This is a genomic window from Rhodanobacter thiooxydans (assembly GCF_021545845.1).
Classification (GTDB): domain Bacteria; phylum Pseudomonadota; class Gammaproteobacteria; order Xanthomonadales; family Rhodanobacteraceae; genus Rhodanobacter.
The window spans coordinates 540,901-559,649 of sequence record NZ_CP088923.1 but is presented as its reverse complement, the minus strand read 5'-3'; the positions used below and the strand labels follow the sequence as shown (position 1 = coordinate 559,649).

The following is an 18,749-nucleotide window of genomic DNA, read 5'->3' as shown; positions in this document are numbered from 1 at the left end:
GCGACCATAGAGGCAGCACCGCAAAGCCCGCTCCCCTCGCGGGCTTTGCTTTTTCCACCCGACCCCGGCACAGGTTCTCATGACCGACCCGCGCATCAGGAACATCGTCATCGTCGGCGGCGGCACCGCCGGCTGGATGGCCGCCGCCGCTTTCGCCAAGGTGCTCGACACCGGCTGCTCGATCCGCCTGGTGGAGTCGGAGGAGATCGGCACGGTCGGCGTGGGCGAGGGCACCGTGCCGCACCTCAAGCTGTTCAACAACCTGCTCGGCATCGACGACGTCGAGTTCGTGCGCAACACCCAGGGCACGTTCAAGCTCGGCGTGCAGTTCAACGACTGGGGCCGGCTCGGCGACAGCTACGTGCACGGCTTCGGCACGATCGGCCACGACGTCGGCCTGCTGCCGTTCCACCAGTACTGGATCAAGGCGCGCCAGGCGGGCAAGGCGGACGAGATCGGCGCGTATTCGCTGAACACGGTGGCCGCGCCGCGCGGCCGCTTCATGCCGTCGGCCAGCGACGCGCCGCCGGGCTCGCCGCTGGCCAACGTCGCCTACGCCTACCACTTCGACGCCGGTCGCTACGCGCGCTTCCTGCGCGGCTACGCCGAGCAGCGCGGCGTGCGCCGCACCGAAGGCAAGGTGGCGCAGACCGTGCTGCGGGCAGACGACGGCTTCGTCGAGGCGATCGTGCTGGAAAACGGCGAGCGCATCGAGGGCGAGCTGTTCATCGACTGCTCCGGCTTCCGCGGCCTGCTGATCGAGCAGGCGCTGCACACCGGCTACCTCGATTTCAGCCACTGGCTGCCGTGCGACCGCGCGCTGGCGGTGGCCTGCGAGAAGGTCGGCCCGCCGACGCCGTACACCCGCGCGTCGGCACGACCGGCGGGCTGGCAGTGGCGCATCCCGCTGCAGCACCGCACCGGCAACGGCTACGTGTATTCCAGCGCCCACATCAGCGACGACGAGGCCGCCGCCACCCTGCTCGGCCACCTCGACGGCGTGCCGATGGGCGAGCCGCGGCTGCTGCGCTTCACCACCGGCGTGCGCCGGCAGGCCTGGAACCGCAACGTGGTTGCGCTGGGCCTGGCCGGCGGTTTCCTGGAGCCGCTGGAATCGACCAGCATCTACATGATCCAGTCCGGCATCGCGCGCCTGCTCAACCTGCTGCCGCGGCGCGACTTCAGCCCGCTGCTGATCGAACGCTACAACGCGCAGTCGCGCTTCGAGTATGAGCACATCCGCGATTTCCTGATCCTGCACTACCACGCCACCGAACGCGACGACACGCCGTTCTGGAACCAGTGCCGCACGATGTCGATCCCCCCGCAGCTGGCGGACAACATCCGCTTGTTCCGCGACAGCGGCCGCTTCTTCCGCGACGGCGAGGAGATGTTCGCGACCCCGAGCTGGGTGCAGGTGATGCTGGGCCAGCGCATCGCGCCGCAGAGCTACCACCCGCTGGTCGACCAGATGCCTGACGCGGAGCTGGCCGGGTTCATGGCCAGCGTCAGCCACGTGGTCGCCAGCTGCGTCGAGGTGATGCCGGCGCACCAGGCCTTCATCGATCGCTGCTGCACGGCGCCGGCCATGGTCGCCTGAGATACCCCACTCGGCGCCCCTGGATCGCACCGGGGGCCGCACCCGACACTCCCCCGCAAGAGAGAGCGTTTCAGCATGTCCAGATCCTTCCGTATCCTGCGCGCGATTGCCCTTACCGCCCTGCTGGCATTCGGCGCCGGCTGGCAGACACCCGCCACCGCGCGGCAACCAAACCTCGGCTACGCCGACCTGCCGGCCCGGCAACAGGCGCTGGTCGACGATCTCCAGCGGCGCAGCTTCGACTGGTTCTGGCAGAGCGGCAACCCGCAGAACGGGCTGCTGCCCGACTCCTGGCCGGGTCAGTCGTTCTCCTCGATCGCCGCGGTGGGCTTCGGGCTGACCGCCTACGGCATCGGCGTGGAGCGCCACTACATCACGCGCCAGCAGGCGGTCGAACGCACTCTGGCCACGCTGCGCTTCTTCGCCGATGCGCCGCAGAACGGCAGCGAGGACGACGCCAGCGGCTACCACGGTTTCTTCTACCACTTCCTCGACATGCACAGCGGCAAGCGCTTCGCGCGCTGGACCGAGCTGTCCAGCGTGGATACCACCCTGCTGCTCGGCGGTGTGCTGTTCGCGCAGTCGTACTACGACCGCGACACGCCGCAGGAAGCCGAGATCCGCCAGCTCGCCGACACCATCTACCGCCGCGTCGACTGGCCGTGGATGCAGCCGCGCAAGCCGCTGATCAGCATGGGCTGGACCCCGGGCGGCCAGTTCATCCCGTCCGACTGGAAGGGCTACAACGAGGGCATGCTGGTCTACCTCCTCGCGCTCGGCTCGCCGACCCACCCGGTCGGGCCGGAGGCGTGGACGGCGTGGCTGTCCACCAACCACCTGACCTGGGGCAGTTTCCAGGGCCAGACCTTCCTGAACTTCGCGCCGATGTTCGGTCACCAGTACAGCCAGAGCTGGGTCGACTTCCGCGGCATCCGCGACGCCTGGAGCCGCGAGCATGGCCTGGACTACTTCGAGAACAGCCGCCGCGCCACCTACGCGCAGCGCAGCTACGCGATCGCCAACCCGGGCCACTGGACCGGCTACGGCGCCAACGTATGGGGCCTCACCGCCAGCAACGGGCCCGGCGGCCTGGTCGTGAAGAGCGCCGAGGGCGAGCGCACGTTCCATGGCTATACCGCACGCGGCGTCGGACTCGACGACATTTCCGACGATGGCACCATCGCGCCGACCGCGGCGGCCGGTTCGATCGCGTTCGCACCGGAGCTCGTGATCCCCGCGCTGGCGACCATGCAGCAGCGCTACGGCAAGTACATCTACAACCAGTACGGCTTCGTCGACGCCTTCAACCTCAGCTTCCACACGCCCACCACGCTGCGCACCGGCAAACTGGTGCCCGGCGTGGGCTGGGTCGATACCCTGCAGCTGGGCATCGACCAGGGCCCGATCGTGCTGATGATCGAGAACTGGCGCAACGGCTTCGTATGGAAGGTCATGAAGAAAAATCCGTACATCCGCAAGGGGCTCGAGCGCGCCGGCTTCGAGGGCGGCTGGCTCGGCGCGGGGGCGGCGGAAAAATGAAGCCGGGCGCGCGAGCGCCACGGTCATGGCGCGGCCTGTGGCTGGCCGCGATCGCCGCGGGCGGCGTCCTGCTGGGCAGCTGCGCACCGGCGCCGCCGGGAACGCAGCTCACCTTCTGGACGATCGGCCGCGAGGGCGAGGCGATCATCAAGCTGCTGCCGGCGTTCGAGCGCGCGCACCCGGGCATCCAGGTGAAGGTGCAGCAGCTGCCGATGACCGCGGCGCACCAGAAACTGCTCACCGCGTTCGCCGGCGGTTCCACGCCAGACCTGAGCCAGCTCGGCAACACCTGGCTGCCCGAGCTGGCCGCGCTCGACGCACTGGAACCGCTGCAGGCACGGGTGGACCACTCGACCGTGATCCAGCCACACGACTACTTCGCCAGCATCTGGGCCACCAACGTGATCGACGGCACGTTGTACGGCGTGCCGTGGTACGTCGACACGCGACTGCTGTTCTATCGCAAGGATCTGCTCGAGGCCGCCGGCTTCGACGCGCCGCCGCGCAGCTGGGCCGAGTGGCGGCGCCAGCTCGCCGCGCTGAGCGACCCGGCGCGGCATCGCTACGGCATCCTGCTGCCGACCAACGAGTACGAGCAGCTGATGTCGCTGGCGCTGCAGCAGAGCGAACCGCTGCTGCGCGACGGCGACCGCTACGGCAACTTCGAGAGCGCCGGCTTCAAGCGCGCGCTCTCCTTCTACGTCGACACGTTCCGGCTGAAGCAGGCGCCGCCGATCAGCAACGTCGAGGCCGGCAACCCGTGGACGGAATTCGGCCGCGGCGTGTACGCGTTCTACCTGTCCGGGCCGTGGAACATCGGCGAGTTCCGCTCGCGCCTGCCCGCATCGCAGCAGGGCGACTGGGCCACCGCGCCGCTGCCCGGTCCCGACGGCGCCGGCATCGGCGCGGCCGGCGGCTCCAGCCTGGTGATCTTCCGCACGTCGAAGCACAAGGACGCCGCCTGGCAGCTGATCGAGTACCTGTCGCAGCCGGCGGTGCAGCAACGCTTCTACGAACTGCTCGGCGACCTGCCGCCGCGGCGCAGTTCGTGGCAGGGCGCAGCGCTGCGCGAGGATCCGAAGCTGCGCGCATTCCGCGAGCAGCTGGAACACGTGAAGCCGACCCCGCCGGTGCCGGAGTGGGAGCGCATCGTCAACGAGATGCAGCTGGTCGCCGCCGAGGCGGTCGCCGGCCGGCTGACGATCGACCAGGCCGCCGCCGAGATCGACCGGCGCACCGACGCCATCCTGGCCAAGCGCCGCTGGGTGCTCGACCACGCACGCGGGCGAGCGCGATGAATTCGCCGCGCAGCGCCTGGCTGTTCCTCGCCCCGGCACTCGTCGTGCTCGGCGTGTTCTTCCTGCTGCCGGTGCTGGCCGCGCTGGTGCTCAGCCTCACCGACTACGACCTCTACGCGCTGGCCGACATCCGCAACCTGCGCTTTGTCGGCCTCGGCAACTATTGGGAGCTGCTGCACCGGCCGCTGTTCTGGTCCGCGCTGGGCCACACGCTGTACTTCGTGGCGGCAGGCGTGCCGTTGTCGATGGGCGCCTCGCTGGGCGCGGCGATGCTGCTGAACTCGCCGCTGGCGCGCTGCAAGCCGCTGCTGCGCACCGCGCTGTTCGCGCCGGTGGTGACTACGGTGGTGGCGGTGGCGGTGATCTGGCGCTACCTGTTCAACACCAGGTACGGCATGGCGAACTACGTGCTCGGCCTGGTCGGCATTCAGCCGGTGGACTGGCTGGGCGACCCGCACTGGGCGATGCCGACGATCATCGCGTTCGCGGTGTGGAAGAACTTCGGCTACAACATGATCATCTTCCTGGCCGGGCTGCAGGCGATCCCGCCGGAGCTGTACGAGGCCGCGCGCATCGACGGCGCCTCAAGCTGGCGGCAGTTCCGCCACATCACCCTGCCGATGCTGAAACCCACCATGCTGATGGTCGCCATCCTCACCGTGTCGGGCTATTTCCAGCTGTTCGCCGAACCCTACGTGATGACCGAGGGCGGCCCGCTGCAGAGCACGGTGAGCGTGCTGTACCTGATGTACGACGAGGGCTTCAAGTGGTGGAACCTCGGCTCTGCCTCGGCGGTGGCGTTCCTGCTGTTCCTGGTCATGTTCGCGGTGACCGCGCTGATGCTGAGGCTGTCGCGGCGTGGAGAGGAAACGTGAACCCGCGGCTGGCGAAGGCGCTGGTCAACGGCCTGCTGATCGGCATGGCGGCGGTGGCGCTGTTCCCGCTGCTGTGGATGCTGTCGGTGTCGTTCATGGCGCCGGGCGAGGCCAGCGCGCTGCCACCGCCGCTGTTGCCGAAGCATCCGAGCGGGACGAATTACCGCGAGCTGTTCGTGCGCGCCGGCATGGGCCGCTACCTGCTTAACAGCGTGCTGGTGGCTGGCGCGATCACCGCGCTGTCGCTGGTCTTCAACCTGATGGCCGGCTACGCGTTCGCCAAGCTGCGCTTCGCCGGCCGCGAGCGGCTGTTCCAGGCGCTGCTCGGCGCGCTGGTGATCCCCGCCCAGGTGGCCATGCTGCCGCTGTTCCTGCTGCTGAAGTACCTCGGCCTGGTCAACAGCTACGCCGGCGTGATCGCGCCCGCGCTGGCCAGCGTGTTCGGCATCTTCCTGGTGCGCCAGTACGCGCGCGACATCCCCGACGAACTGCTGGAGGCGGCGCGCATCGACGGCGCCGGCGAGTGGCACATCTTTGCGCGGATCGTGCTGCCGCTGCTGAAGCCGATCATCGTGACGCTGGCGATCTTCAGCTTCCTCGCCGCGTGGAACGACTTCATGTGGCCGCTGATCGTGCTGACCGGGCAGGAGCACTACACGCTGCCGATCGGGCTGGCCTCGCTGGCACGCGAGCACGCGCAGGACAGCGAGCTGATGATGGCCGGCTCGGTGGTCACCGTGCTGCCGGTGCTGGCGCTGTTCCTGGCGCTGCAGCGCCATTACCTGCAGGGGCTGCTGCTGGGCAGCGTGAAGGGCTGAACCTGCTTCCATGAAGCAATGCGCTCCTTGCGTTTGCCTCCTCTCCCTCCGGGAGAGGATTGAGGTGAGGGTTCGCTCTCGCATCGTGGCCGATGCGAAGCGCTCCTCGATGAAAACGCAGAGCTCGAGTGCTCATATGCTGCCTTCAACAAAGCGGGCTTCGCCCAAACAGCGCTGGACACGGGGACCCTCACCCCAACCCTCTCCCGGAGGGAGAGGGGGCAATCGCGAGAGGCGCGTTGCTTTATTAGAACTTGCCGGCGCGGAAGTCGGCGATCGCCTGGTGGATCTGCTCGGGCGTGTTCATCACGAACGGGCCGTAGCGGGTGACCTGTTCGTTCAGCGGCTGGCCGGCGACCACCAGCAGGCGCGAGGGCTGGTCGCCGCCGGCCAGCTGCAGCTGCTCGCCCTCGGACAGCACGCCCAGCTCGCTGCGCTGCAACTGCTCGCCGCCGACCAGGGCCGACTCGCCGTCGAACACGTAGGCGAAGCCATGATGCCCAACCGGCAGCTCCAGGGTGTACTTCGCGCCCGGCTGCAGGCCGAAGTCCAGGTAGACCGGCGCGGTGACGATGCCCTCGACCGGGCCGGTGGCGCCAGCCAGCGTGCCGGCGATCACCTTCACCTCGACGCCCTCGGCCGGGCGCACCACGGGAATCCGCTCGGGGCCGATGTCCTGGTAGCGCGGCGCAATCATCTTGTCCTTCGCCGGCAGGTTCACCCACAGCTGGAAGCCCCACATCAGGCCGTTTTCCTGCTGCGGCATCTCCGAGTGCAGGATGCCGCGGCCGGCGGTCATCCACTGCACGCTGCCCGGGGTGAGGTCGCCGCGGTTGCCGTGGTTGTCGCCGTGCCGCATGTGCCCGGCCAGCATGTAGGTGACCGTCTCGAAGCCGCGATGCGGATGCTCGGGGAAGCCGGCGATGTAGTCGTTGGCGCTATCGGAGCGGAACTCGTCCAGCATCAGGAACGGATCGATCATGTCCAGTCCCGGCTGGCCGATGATCCGCTTCAGCTTCACGCCGGCGCCGTCGGACGTGTCCATGCCGCGGAAGCGGCGGGTAATGTGGCGATCGCTCATGGCGGGTCTCCGGTGAATGCAATGGCACCAAGATGATCGCGCGGAGCATGTTATCCAAGCGCCACGGCGGGAACGGATCGTTCCGCCGACACGACATTCCGCAAGGGCGAAGGGCGAGGGAAGAGGCGTGGGGAATGAGAGAAGGCCGGCACCGCCTTAGCTCTCACTCGCTCCCGCCTCAATGCACCCAGTGTCCGCTGCGCTGGCGCGGCGGGTTGCCGTCATCGCCGGCGGCGGGCTGCTGCTGGCGCACCATCGCTTCGACTTCCGCCTCGGTGGCCGGCTTGGCCAGCCAGTACTGGTTCACTGCGCCGAGCACGCCCGGCAGCTGGGCCAGGCATTCGTCGTATTCGTCATCGCTCAGCTTCTCGAACTCGGCGTCGGCGCTGAGAATGCCCTCGTCCACCGCCAGCGCCATCACCGGGCCGAGCAGTTCCATCAGCTGCGGGTCTTCGCCCAGCCGGCCTTCCCACAGCCCGGCGCGCAGGTCGATGCCGCGGCTGAAGCCTTCGCACCAGCCGGCGGCGGACAGCATCGGGCCGCCTTCCATCTCGACCTCGCCGAGGATCGGCTCGTAGGCGTCGACCTCGAGTTCGGCGATGATCGAATCGTTGAGCTTGGCCAGCAGCGCCAGCACCCGGTTGCCTTCGTCCTCGTCGGTGAACGGCTCGTGCAGCACCTCGGGCAGCCATTCGTCCGGCAGCACCAGCAGCGGGCCGACCGCCAGCGCCGAAAGCAGGCCGTGCACGCCGTCCAGCAACAGGTCGCCTTCGCCGGTGTGCGCGCGCAGGTAGCGGTCCAGCTCGTCCAGTTCGTTGTCGTCCAGCGAGCTGGGCCATTCGGTCTTCGAGGTCATTTCGGTCAGATATCCAGTTCCAGCGTCACCGGCGTGTGGTCGGAGGGGCGTTCCCAGCGGCGCGGCTCGCGGTCGATCGCCGCCGCGGTGGCGGCGGATTTCAGGGCTTCGCCGATCAGGATCAGGTCGATGCGCAGGCCCATGTTGCGGCGGAACGCGGCCTGCCGGTAGTCCCACCAGCTGTAGTGCCCGGCGTCGGACTGGAACAGCCGGAAGCTGTCGTGCAGGCCGAGCCCGGTGATCGCCTTCAGCGCGTCGCGCTCCGGCGGCGAGCACAGGATGTCCTCACCCCAGGCGACCGGATCGTAGACGTCGCGATCGTCCGGGCAGATGTTGAAGTCGCCCAGCACCACCAGCTTCGGGTGGCGTTCCAGCTCACTCGCCAGGAATTCACGCACCTTGGCCAGCCAATCCAGCTTGTACGCGTACTTCTCGTCGCCGACCGCCTTGCCGTTGACCACGTACAGGTCGACCACGCGCAGATCGCCGATGGTGGCGGCCAGGATGCGCCGCTGCGGATCGTCCAGGCCGGGGATGTCGGTGACCACGTCGGTGAGCTCGTCGCGGGCCAGGATGGCCACGCCGTTGTAGGTCTTCTGCCCCGAATACACCGCGCGATAGCCGGCCGCGGCCAGCTCGTCGCGCGGGAATTTCGCGTCCTCCAGCTTGGTTTCCTGCAGCGCCACCACGTCCGGCTGCGCCTCGGCCAGCCACTGGGTCAGCTGCGGCAGGCGCACCTTCAGCGAATTGACGTTCCACGAGGCGATCTTCATGGCGGCATTGTACGGGAAGCGCCGGCGGCCCCCTGCGGCGCGGGGGTGTGGCCGGGCGGCGGCACAAAGATGAACGGAAGCTGCGAAAAACCCCCGGAAGCGCGGATTCCAGTGTATGCTGCCCGAGCAAGAATCCGAGGAAACTCCTATTTTTGCTCCTATTGCGGCCGTGCCTTAGCGTATCGGACCGCAGACACATCCATGCTTCAAAGGTAAAGTTACATGTCGGATCGTCAGAGCGGTACAGTCAAGTGGTTCAACGACGCCAAGGGTTTTGGCTTCATCACCCCGGAAAGCGGTGATGACCTGTTCGTGCATTTCCGCGCGATCCAGGGCACGGGCTTCAAGTCCCTGCAGGAAGGTCAGCGCGTCACGTTCATCGTCACCAAGGGCCAGAAGGGCCTGCAGGCTGAGGAAGTGCAGGCGGCCTGAAGTCCACGGACTTCAACGCCTCGAAAAAGCCCGCTTCGGCGGGCTTTTTTGTGCCCGTGTAGGAGCCCGCTCGCGGGCGATGCTTTGAAAGCCGGGATTCGGGATTCGGGATTCGCAAGAGCAAAAGCATCGCCTGCGAGCGGGCTCCTACGCGGGATGTCGGTCAGCCCAGCCCATGGCTGCGCAGCAGCGCCTCCGGCTCGGGCTTGCGTCCGCGGAAGGCGACGAAGCTCTCCAGCGCCGGGCGGCTGGCGCCGACGGCGAGGAACTCGCGGCGGAAGCGCTCGCCGGTGGCGCGGTCGATCACGCTGCCGCGTTCGCCCGCACGCTCCTCGAACGCGCCGAACGCGTCGGCGCTGAGCAGCTCGGCCCACAGGTAGCTGTAGTAGCCGGCCGCGTAGCCGCCGGCGAAGATGTGGCTGAACGCGTGCGGGAAGCGCTGCCATGCCGGCGGGTGCAGCACCGCGACCTGCTTGCGCACCTCCTCCAGCACCGCCAGCGCGCGCGCGCCCTGGGCCGGGTCATACTCCAGGTGCAGCAGGAAATCGAACAGTGCGAATTCCAGCTGGCGCACCAGGAACAGGCCGGCGTGGAAGTGCCGCGCGGCCAGCATGCGTTCGAACAGCTCGTCCGGCAGCCGCTCGCCGGTCTGCCAGTGGCGCGCGAACAGGTCCAGCGCCTGGCGGTTCCAGCCGAAGTTCTCCATGAACTGGCTGGGCAGCTCCACTGCGTCCCACTCGACGCCATCGATGCCGCCGATCGAGGGCAGCGCGATCTCGGTGAGCAGGTGGTGCAGGCCGTGGCCGAATTCGTGGAACAGGGTCAGCACGTCGTCGTGGGTGAGCAGGGCCGGCTTGCCCTCGGTGGGCGGCGCGAAGTTGCAGGTGAGGAAGGCCACCGGCAACTGCCGCTGTTCGCCGTCGTCGAAGCGGGCGCGGCAGACGTCCATCCACGCGCCGCCGCGCTTGCCATTGCGTGCGTAGAGATCCACGTAGGCGCCGGCGAACACGCGGCCGCTCGCATCGCGTACGTCGTAGTAGCGCACTTCCGGATGCCACACGTCGATGCCCTCGCGCGGAGCGAGAGTGATGCCGTAGAGCTTCCCGGCGAGGCCGAACAGGCCGTCGATCACTGCCGGCAGCGGGAAGTACGGCTTCAGCTGTTCCTCGTCCAGCGCGTAGTCGCGCTGGCGCAGCTTCTCCGACGCGTAGCCGACGTCCCACGATTCGAGGTTGTCGAGCTTCAGCTCGGTACTGGCGAATTCGCGCAGCCGGGCCAGTTCGCGCTGCGCCACCGGCTTCGCGCGCGCCGCCAGGTCGTGCAGGAATTCCATCACCTCGGTCGGCGAGGCGGCCATCTTGGTCGCCAGCGACTCCTCCGCCGCGTTGGCGAAGCCGAGCAGCTGCGCGGCCTCGTGGCGCAACGCCATGATCCGCTCGATGCGCGCGCTGTTGTCGAACTTGCCCGCGTTCGGGCCCTGGTCGGAGGCGCGCGTCTGGTAGGCCCAATACACCCGCTCGCGCAGGCCGCGGTTGTCGGCATAGGTCAGCACCGCCTGCACGCTGGGCTGTTTCAGGGTGACCAGATAGCCGTCCAGACCCTGGTCCGCGGCGTACTGGCGCAGTACCGCGCGGCCGGATTCGGGGATGCCGGCGAGGTCGCGTTCGTCGGTGACGTGCTCGTGCCACGCCTCGCTGGCGTCGAGCACGGCGTTCGAGAATTCGGTGGAAAGCTTGCTCAGCTCCACCCCGATCGCGCGGAAGCGCGAACGCGCCGGTTCCTCCAGCGCCACGCCGGACAGCTTGAAGTCGCGCAGCGCATGTTCGACCAGCGCGCGCTCGGGCCGCGGCAACGCGGCGAAATCCGCCGCCTCGGCCAGCGCCTTCACCGCGGCGTACAGGTCGCGGTTCTGACCCAGCTCGATCGCGTGCTCGGTGAGCTTTTCCTCGGCCGGCCCGTAGACCTTGCGCAGTGCCTCGCTGTCGGCCACCGCGTGCAGATGCGACACCGGCGCCCAGGCCTGCGCCAGACGCTGCTCCAGCCGCTCCTGGGTCAGCATCACGTGGCCGAAGTCGTGCGGCGCGCCAGGTGCGGTCAGCGCGTCGATGCCGGCACGGTAGTCGGCGAGGATGGTGTCGACCGCCGGTTCGACGTGTTCGGGGCGGATCTGCGAGAACGCCGGCAGCGGGTCGGCGGCGAGCAGCGGGTTGTGGTCACTCATGGGCGCTCCTTGGCAGGCCGCCAGCGTGGCGAGCGCGCCGGCCGAAATCAAGCACGGCGGCGCGGTGCCGCTAGAATGGGCCGATGAATCCTCTGCGCAGTTTCAAGGGCATCGTGCCCCGCCTCGGCCAGCGCGTCCACGTCGACCCCGCCGCCAGCGTGATCGGCGACGTGGTGCTGGGCGACGATGCCTCGATCTGGCCCGGCGCGGTGCTGCGCGGCGACGTCAACCATATCCGCGTCGGCGCGAAGACCAGCATCCAGGACGGCGCCATCGTGCACGTCGCCCACGCCGGCCCATACGGGCCCGGCTACCCGTGCCTGATCGGCGAGGGCGTCACCGTCGGCCACGCCGCGGTGGTGCACGCCTGCACGATCGGCGACTACTGCCTGATCGGCATGCACGCCAGCGTGCTGGACGGCGCGGTGGTGATGAAGCACGGCTTCGTCGGTGCCGGTGCGCTGGTGCCGCCGGGCAAGGTGGTCGGCGAGGGCGAGCTGTGGCTGGGCAACCCGGCGAGGTTCGTGCGCCGGCTCGGCGAGCGCGAGATCGAGCAGCTGCACTACTCGGCCGACCACTACGTGCGGCTGAAGGACGCCTACCTGGCGTCCGCCTGACCGGGTATCACAGTGCACCGCGCGCCGCGTTCGCCTGGCGGATGCGCTCGGCTTCGGTTTCGTGCTGCCGCCGCTCGATGTTGCGTGCGGCGGAGAGCTTGCCGCCGAGCAGCGCCAGGGTGAAGTTGTTGCGGTCGAACTCGCGCAGCAGGTCGATCTCACGGCGCGCCTCGTCCAGGCCCTTCTGGTTGATGGTGCGCTCGATCTCCTCGGCGGCACGCGGGAACGATTCGCGCAGGGCCTCGTTGGCGGTGCGGTTGTCCGGTTCCAGCTGCAGCACGCTCAGGTAGAACTCGAACGCATTGCTGCCGGCCGGCGCGACCAGGCGTCCATCATGCATCGCGTCGCGGGCCAGGCCGAGCAAAATCGTGCTGCCGCTTTGCGCCCCGTCGCCCGGGGCGTCTGCCGGGTCGGCGGACGATGGAATAGCGGCGTCCGACGCGACGTTCGCGCTCGCCCGGCCGTAGCGGAAAATGCCGGCGGCCGCGGCCAGCAAGGCGAAACAGACCAGGGCAAGCATGTAGCGGTGCAATGCGGCGGAGGGGAAACGGAGCATGACACCTGCTGCACAAACGATGGCCGCGCACTGGAGCGCGTCGCCACCGACGCGCTCCCGGCGGTCCGGCCATCATCGCCGGGCCGTGTTGCAGCCGTGTGGCGGCCCGCCTCAACGCACCGACGTGGTCACCTCCAGCCGCGCCGGCCAGGCCAGCGCATGGCGGCGGTCGGCGCCGCCGCCGGCCCGGCAGAGCTTGTGAAGAAAACCACATCCTGTGGTTTTCTTCGATCGCGAGTCCGGTACACGCCCGGACTCGCTCACATGAAACAGTCACTGGCGTGACTGTTTCATGTTCGGCCATCGGGCAACCGCTCCTGCGTTGCCTCAACTCGGGCATCCATGCCCTCGCCATGCCCTCGCCGTGGCCGACCTGAGAGGTTGAAAAAATCACAACCTCTCAGGCGAATGCGCTCACGCGCCCTGCTGGCGTAGCGACTGGTACACCGGCTCGGTGTCCGGGCGCTGGCCATGCCACAGCTCGAACGCGTCGGCGGCGGTTTCCACCAGCATGCCGAGGCCGTCGAAGGCATGGCGCGCGCCGGCGGTTTTCGCCCAGGTCAGGAAGCTGGCGGCGGCCGGACCGTAGGACAGGTCATAGCACAGCGCGCGCGCGCCGATCAGCGAGAACGGCAGCTGCAGCGCCACACCGAGCACGCCGGCCGAGGTGGCGTTGACGATCAGGTCGTAGCTGCCGATGCTGGCCAGGTCTTCCCAGTAGCGCGTGTGCGCCCGCGCCGGATCGCCGATCGCGTCGGCCAGCATGTCGGCCGCCCCCGGCGAGCGGTTGACGATGGTCAGCGTCGCCACCCCGGCGTCCAGCAGGCTCCACGCCACGCCATGCGCGGCGCCGCCGGCGCCCAGCAGCAGCGCAGTGTGGCCGCGCAGGTCCACCTCGTGACGCTCGGCGAGGTCGCGCACCAGGCCATCGCCATCGGTGTTGTGTGCGGCCAGCCGGCCGTCGGCCAGCGGAGTCAGCACGTTGGCGCTGCCGGCGCGGGTGGCTGCCGCGCTGCGCTCGTCCGCCAGCGCGAAGGCGGCGGCCTTGTGCGGCAGGGTGACGTTGGCGCCGCGGCCGCCGTCGGCGAAGAACGCTCGCAGCGCCGCGGCAAACCCGGCCGGTTCCACGTCGATCGCGCGGTACGCAAGCTCGATGCCGAACTGCTGCGCGAATGTCTGGTGGATCGGCGGCGACAGCGAGTGACCAATCGGATGGCCGAACACGGCGAACTGGGTGGCTGGCATGAGGACTCCCGGCGGGTGGTTGCGCTCCATTCTACGTGGGCCGTCGCGCGGAAGGTCGCAACCGGTGAGATGGCGACGCGCCAGCCTGCACCCATTCCTCCCGACGAGACCACCGCCATGCGCACGCCAGCCCCGCCTTCCATCCGCCACCAGCGCCTGCTCGGCGCCACCCTGCTGTGGCTGCTCGCCGGCGGCGTGCTGCTGCTGAGTACGCTGGTGCCGGCGTACACCGAGGCGCTCGGCTGGACACCGGGGTTCTGGCTGCTCGGCGCGCCGCTGGTCGTGCTGCTGGCGCTGGAGCCTTCGCTGCCGCGGCAGCTGCTGGCGCTGTGCCGGCCGCGGCGGCGCATGGTCCGTAGCGCGGTCTGGCATTAGGAGCGCCCCACCCCGACCCTCCCCCGCGTTGCAGGGGAGGGAGCGAATCAACGTCAGTCGGCGGTGTCGCCCTGGCGCTTGCGCTCCATCCGGCGCAGGAACTCCCGCATGACGCGCAGGTACAGCTCCTCGCCGAGGTAGGCATCCTCGACCCCGGCGTCGATCGAGGGGTTGTCGTTCACCTCGATCACCACCGGCCGGTTGCCGACCTGCTTCAGGTCCACGCCGTACAGGCCGTCGCCGATCGGCTGGGTCGCCTTCAGCGCCAGCTTGACCACCGCCGCCGGCGCCTCCTTCAGCGCGATGGTCTCGAAGCCGCCGGATTTCGCCGTGCCCTTGGCGCCGTGGTTGTAGATCTGCCAGTGGCCGCGCGACATGTAGTACTTGCAGGCGTAGATCGGCTGGCGGTTGAGCACGCCGATGCGCCAGTCGAATTCGGTGTAGACGTATTCCTGCGCCAGCAGCAGTGCGCTGTGCTGGAACAGGCCGCTGGCCGCGTGCGCCAGCGCCTCCTCGTCCTCGACCTTGACCACGCCGCGCGAGAACGAGCCGTCCGGGATCTTCAGCACCAGCGGGAAGCCGAGCCGGGCCACCACTTCCTTCATGCCCTTGCTGTCGTCGCGGTAGAGAATTTCCGTACGAGGGACCGCCAGCTTGCGCGAGACCATCAGGTCGTTGAGGTAGATCTTGTTGGTGCAGCGCAGGATCGAGCTGGGGTCGTCGATCACCACCATGCCTTCCTTCTCGGCGCGGTGGGCGAAGCGGTAGGTGTGGTTGTCGGACGCGGTGGTCTCGCGGATGAACAGGCCGTCGTATTCAGCCAGCCGCTGGTAGTCGTTCTTGCCGATCGGGTCGACCTCGATGCCGAGTTCCCTGCCGGCGGCCACGAACGCCTTCAGCGCCTTCTTGTTCGACGGCGGCATCTGCTCCTTCGGGTCGACCAGCATCGCCAGGTCGTAGCGGTACTGGCGTCGCGCGCGCGGCTTGCGCCACAACTTGCGCGAGAAGCGGTCGAGCTCCTCGGCGAACGCGTCCTCCTGGGTGTCGACCAGGGTGTGCAGGCCGACCGGCTTGATCGAGCTGACCTGCCACACGCGGTCGCGCTCGAACTCGATGCGCAGCAGTGGGCAGGGGAACATTTCGAACACCTGCCGGGCCAGGTCCTGCAGCGCCGGATAGGCGGTCCCGCCGAAGTAGACCAGGGTGCCGAAGTCGGTGGTGTCGCGGCCGCCGGCCGGCAGGAAGTGGGTGAGCTTGGCGTTGAGGTCGTCGATATCCAGGCCGTACAGCGAGCGCCGGCGCAGGTCGTTCACCGTGCGCACCGACGGCATCACCTTGTGCCCGCGCGCCTCGGCCAGCAGCGAGACGTAATAGCCGGTGCCCAGGTACTTGTAGCTGCGGCACAGGTTGATCACGTGAGTGCGTTCGTCGTCGCCGCCGACCGGCGTGCGCAGGTAGTCCATCGCGCTCATCACGTCGACCGACGGGTAGTACGAACTCCAGTCCGAAGCTTTTTCGACAACGACGACCAGACGGGTCATGGCACCACTCGGGCGATACGGCGATGACGGGCGCCGCGCGCTAGCGTGACGGCTCTTGCAAAGCGCGCAGTTTGCGCACCGCGCCGGCCAGGCACAAGGGCGGTGCTGAAGCGGGGGTAAACCGCTGCCGCGCGCCGCCGGCTGCGGCTGCTACAGTCCGCGCGTGCCGACCCTGCCGCCACCGCTTCCACAGCCACCCCGCAACGCACCCGCCGGCGCCGCCGGTGTGCGCGTGCGGCGGTCGGTCACGACCGACCTCGACGCGCTGGTCGCGCTGGAACTGCGCAGCTTCGACGGCGACCGGCTGAGCCGCGCGCAATATCGCCGGCACCTGGACAGCGACTCCGCCTTGGTGCTGGTGGCCAGCGCCAATCACCACCTGCTCCTCGGCAGCGCCGTGCTGTTCTTCCGCAAGGGCAGCCGCATGGCGCGGCTGTACTCGCTGGCCACCGCGCCGGAAGCGCGCGGCCGGGGCGTCGGCACCGCGCTGCTGGCCGCGGTGGTCGACGCCGCGCGGCGCCGCGGCTCGCGCGCATTGAAACTGGAAGTACGCACCGACAACGCCGCCGCGATCCGCTTGTACGAACGCCACGGCTTCCGCCGCAGCGGCCGCTACGCGCACTACTACGAAGACGGCGCCGATGCCTGGCGCTATGAGCAGACGCTCGGCTGACCCACGCGACGGTGTGCCAGATCGGCCATACGCAGCCTGATGTACATCAGGTCGCGCATGGCTCGTCGCCGTCACAATGGGGGGAACGCCGGCGTCGTGGCTGGCCGGGACCGCGGCAATCGCACCGCGGTTTCCCGCGCGCCACGCGCGCCCGGCAAGCGGCAGCTGCCGACCGCTCCGGACCCACGCGCTCGTCCGGCGCCGATGGCGCGGCCGCTCCCGCAACGGAATCCCGATGGCCGCCACCGCGCAAGCACAACCGAACATTGCCCTGGTCAAATACTGGGGCAAACGCGACACGAGCTTGAACCTGCCGGCCACCGGCTCCTTGTCGGTCACCCTGGACGCGCTGTGGACGCGCACCCGGGTCGAGTTCGATGCGTCGCTGCGGCATGACGAGCTGCGCCTGAACGGGGTGGAAGACCCGGCAACGCTGGCCCGGGCCAGCGCCTGCCTGGATCTGCTGCGGCGGCGCGCCGGCACCGCGCAGCGCGCGCGGATCGACACGCGCAACAATTTTCCCACCGCGGCGGGACTGGCTTCCTCTGCATCCGGCTTCGCGGCGCTGGTGGTGGCGGCCGATGCCGCACTCGGCCTCGCGCTGGACCGCCAGACTCTGTCCTTGCTGGCCCGGCAGGGCTCGGGTTCGGCGGCGCGCTCGCTGTTCGGCGGGTTCGTCAGCATGGCCGCCGGCCAGCGCGCCGACGGCGCGGACGCGGTCGCGCAACCCCTGCTCGACGCCGCCGCATGGCCGCTGGCGGTGGTCGTCGCGGTGACCTCGGATCGCCGCAAGCACGTCGGCTCGGGCACCGGCATGGAGCGCAGCCGCCGCACGTCGCCGTTCTACCCGGCGTGGGTGGACGGCGCGGCGGCGGACCTGGCGGCCGCGCAGCGCGCGGTACAGGCGCGCGACTTCGCCGCGCTGGCCGAGCTGAGCGAGCACAACTGCCTGAAGATGCATGCGGTGATGCAGTCCAGCCGGCCGCCGCTGCTGTACTGGAACGGCGCCACCGTCGACTGCATGCAGCGCATTCGCGCCTTGCGCGAGGACGCGGGCGAGCAGGTCTTCTTCACGGTCGATGCCGGCGCCCAGGTGAAGGCGATCTGCACGCCGGACGCGGCGCCCCGGGTCGCCGCCGCGCTGGCCGAGCTGCCCGGCGTCACACAACTGCTGAGCAGCCGGCTGGGCGAAGGTGCACGGCGGCTCGACGACAGCGAGGCGCCCTGATGCGCGTGCTGGCTTCGGCGCCGGGCAAGCTGGTGATCGCCGGTGAATACGCGGTGCTGGAGGGCGCTCCCGCGCTGGTCCTGGCGATCGATCGCCGGGCACGCGTGGTGCTGGAAGACACCGACGGCAGCGGTTACGAGATCACGGCGCCCGGGCTCGGCATCGATGCCGCGCACGGCCGGCTGGATGCGGCCGGACGGATCATCTGGCCGGCGCTGGATGCGGCGGCGAGCGCATCGCTGCGGCTGGTCGGCGCCATTCTGGAAACGCTCGGTGCGGAGGACCGGCCGCCGCCGTTCCGCGCCAGCCTGGACACCCGCGCGTTCCACGCCGGCGGCGATGGCCGGCGGAAGCTCGGCCTGGGTTCCAGCGCGGCGCTGACGGTGGCGCTGGCCAGTGCGATCCGTGCGCTGGGCCGGCGCGCTGCGCCGTCCCTCGACACGCTGCTCGCGGCGCACCGCCGGGCGCAGGGCGGCCACGGCAGCGGGCTGGACGTCGCCGCCAGCCTGACCGGCGGCCTGCTGCTCTATCGGCTGCACGACGGGCAGCCACGGATCGCGCCGGCGACATGGCCGCACGGACTGGAGTGGTGCTGCGTGTGGTCCGGCCGGCCGGCCTCGACCGGCGTCTTCCTGCAGCGGCTGGCCGCCTGGCGCGCGCAGGCGCCGGCGCGCCACGCCGCGGCGATGCGCGAGCTCGGCGACTGCGCCACGGCGGCCGCCGGTGCGGCCAGCGCCGCCGCGCTGCTCGAGGCGGTGTCCGCTTGCGCCCAGGCGCTGGATCGCCTGGGCGCGGCCAGCGGCCTGGACATTTTCAGCCCCGAGCACCGCGCACTGGCCACGCTGGCAGCGCGCCTGGGGGTTGCCTACAAGACCTGCGGCGCCGGCGGCGGCGACATCGGCATCGCGCTGGCCACCGACGCCGCGCGCCTGCAAGCCTTCCGGCAGGCCGCCAGCGCCGCCGGCTTTCCCGTGCTCGAGCTACGCCCGGCCGTTGCCGCCAGCGTGCAGGTGCACTGATT

Annotated in this window: 18 protein-coding genes; 11 read left to right on the top strand and 7 right to left on the bottom strand. The window is 69.6% G+C overall.

Annotation, left to right across the window (positions count from 1 at the left end; all coding sequences use genetic code 11):
* Positions 1-79 precede the first annotated feature (79 nt).
* The 5 genes from LRK53_RS02435 (at position 80) to LRK53_RS02415 (ending at position 6,130) form a co-directional block, all read left to right on the top strand.
* Positions 80-1,600: a tryptophan halogenase family protein gene (locus tag LRK53_RS02435; RefSeq protein WP_235642474.1), complete on the top strand. Its 1,521-nt coding sequence runs from the start codon at positions 80-82 to the stop codon at positions 1,598-1,600.
* Between the two features lie 75 nt (positions 1,601-1,675).
* Positions 1,676-3,139: a glucoamylase family protein gene (locus tag LRK53_RS02430; protein WP_027493626.1), complete on the top strand. Its 1,464-nt coding sequence runs from the start codon at positions 1,676-1,678 to the stop codon at positions 3,137-3,139.
* Complete coding sequence (locus tag LRK53_RS02425; RefSeq protein ID WP_235642473.1) at positions 3,136-4,437, top strand: sugar ABC transporter substrate-binding protein; 1,302 nt, start codon at positions 3,136-3,138, stop codon at positions 4,435-4,437. Before LRK53_RS02430 ends, LRK53_RS02425 begins: the two co-directional genes overlap by 4 nt.
* Positions 4,434-5,312 (top strand): carbohydrate ABC transporter permease, encoded by an 879-nt coding sequence (locus tag LRK53_RS02420; RefSeq protein WP_027493625.1) that lies wholly within the window; start codon positions 4,434-4,436, stop codon positions 5,310-5,312. Before LRK53_RS02425 ends, LRK53_RS02420 begins: the two co-directional genes overlap by 4 nt.
* Before the next feature lie 44 nt (positions 5,313-5,356).
* Complete coding sequence (locus tag LRK53_RS02415; protein ID WP_235642642.1) at positions 5,357-6,130, top strand: carbohydrate ABC transporter permease; 774 nt, start codon at positions 5,357-5,359, stop codon at positions 6,128-6,130.
* 247 nt (positions 6,131-6,377) lie between these two features.
* Here the strand turns inward: LRK53_RS02415 and LRK53_RS02410 are convergent, their stop codons facing one another.
* From LRK53_RS02410 to xth, 3 genes are all read right to left on the bottom strand, one after another.
* Positions 6,378-7,211 carry a pirin family protein gene (locus LRK53_RS02410; RefSeq protein ID WP_027493623.1) on the bottom strand — a complete coding sequence of 278 codons (834 nt, stop codon included), beginning with the start codon at positions 7,209-7,211 and terminating at the stop codon, positions 6,378-6,380.
* A gap of 178 nt (positions 7,212-7,389) precedes the next feature.
* Complete coding sequence (locus tag LRK53_RS02405; protein WP_235642472.1) at positions 7,390-8,067, bottom strand: YecA/YgfB family protein; 678 nt, start codon at positions 8,065-8,067, stop codon at positions 7,390-7,392.
* Positions 8,068-8,072: 5 nt separating this feature from the next.
* The gene (xth, locus tag LRK53_RS02400; protein WP_027493622.1) at positions 8,073-8,840 is read right to left on the bottom strand and encodes an exodeoxyribonuclease III; all 768 of its coding nucleotides are present in this window, start codon (positions 8,838-8,840) and stop codon (positions 8,073-8,075) included.
* A gap of 222 nt (positions 8,841-9,062) precedes the next feature.
* Here xth and LRK53_RS02395 point away from each other — a divergent pair, with 222 nt between their 5' ends.
* A complete protein-coding gene (locus tag LRK53_RS02395; RefSeq protein ID WP_008438719.1) occupies positions 9,063-9,272 on the top strand; it encodes a cold-shock protein in 210 nt (69 codons plus the stop codon).
* Positions 9,273-9,435: 163 nt separating this feature from the next.
* Here LRK53_RS02395 and LRK53_RS02390 read toward each other — a convergent pair whose 3' ends face one another.
* The gene (locus LRK53_RS02390) at positions 9,436-11,493 is read right to left on the bottom strand and encodes a M3 family metallopeptidase (protein ID WP_027493621.1); all 2,058 of its coding nucleotides are present in this window, start codon (positions 11,491-11,493) and stop codon (positions 9,436-9,438) included.
* Positions 11,494-11,576: 83 nt separating this feature from the next.
* Between LRK53_RS02390 and LRK53_RS02385 the strand changes: the two genes are divergently transcribed.
* Positions 11,577-12,110, top strand: coding sequence for a gamma carbonic anhydrase family protein (locus tag LRK53_RS02385; RefSeq protein ID WP_027493620.1), 534 nt, complete (start codon positions 11,577-11,579; stop codon positions 12,108-12,110).
* Positions 12,111-12,117: 7 nt separating this feature from the next.
* Here the strand turns inward: LRK53_RS02385 and LRK53_RS02380 are convergent, their stop codons facing one another.
* Together LRK53_RS02380 and aroE are read right to left on the bottom strand one after the other, a co-directional pair.
* Positions 12,118-12,666, bottom strand: coding sequence for a hypothetical protein (locus LRK53_RS02380; RefSeq protein WP_027493619.1), 549 nt, complete (start codon positions 12,664-12,666; stop codon positions 12,118-12,120).
* Positions 12,667-13,080: 414 nt separating this feature from the next.
* Positions 13,081-13,911 carry a shikimate dehydrogenase gene (aroE, locus tag LRK53_RS02375; RefSeq protein ID WP_027493618.1) on the bottom strand — a complete coding sequence of 277 codons (831 nt, stop codon included), beginning with the start codon at positions 13,909-13,911 and terminating at the stop codon, positions 13,081-13,083.
* Between the two features lie 117 nt (positions 13,912-14,028).
* Here aroE and LRK53_RS02370 point away from each other — a divergent pair, with 117 nt between their 5' ends.
* On the top strand, positions 14,029-14,286 hold the full coding sequence (locus tag LRK53_RS02370; RefSeq protein ID WP_027493617.1) for a hypothetical protein: 258 nt from the start codon (positions 14,029-14,031) through the stop codon (positions 14,284-14,286).
* Positions 14,287-14,339: 53 nt separating this feature from the next.
* Here LRK53_RS02370 and LRK53_RS02365 read toward each other — a convergent pair whose 3' ends face one another.
* Positions 14,340-15,827 (bottom strand): RimK family protein, encoded by a 1,488-nt coding sequence (locus LRK53_RS02365; RefSeq protein ID WP_027493616.1) that lies wholly within the window; start codon positions 15,825-15,827, stop codon positions 14,340-14,342.
* A 163-nt stretch (positions 15,828-15,990) separates the two neighbouring features.
* Between LRK53_RS02365 and LRK53_RS02360 the strand changes: the two genes are divergently transcribed.
* From LRK53_RS02360 to LRK53_RS02350, 3 genes are all read left to right on the top strand, one after another.
* Positions 15,991-16,500, top strand: a complete 510-nt coding sequence (locus LRK53_RS02360; RefSeq protein ID WP_027493615.1) for a GNAT family N-acetyltransferase — start codon at positions 15,991-15,993, stop codon at positions 16,498-16,500.
* Between the two features lie 235 nt (positions 16,501-16,735).
* On the top strand, positions 16,736-17,728 hold the full coding sequence (gene mvaD / locus LRK53_RS02355) for a diphosphomevalonate decarboxylase (RefSeq protein ID WP_027493614.1): 993 nt from the start codon (positions 16,736-16,738) through the stop codon (positions 17,726-17,728).
* Entirely contained in the window at positions 17,728-18,747 is a 1,020-nt protein-coding gene (locus LRK53_RS02350; protein ID WP_027493613.1) for a mevalonate kinase family protein, read from the top strand. The genes mvaD and LRK53_RS02350 overlap by 1 nt, the downstream gene beginning before the upstream one ends.
* Positions 18,748-18,749 lie beyond the last annotated feature (2 nt).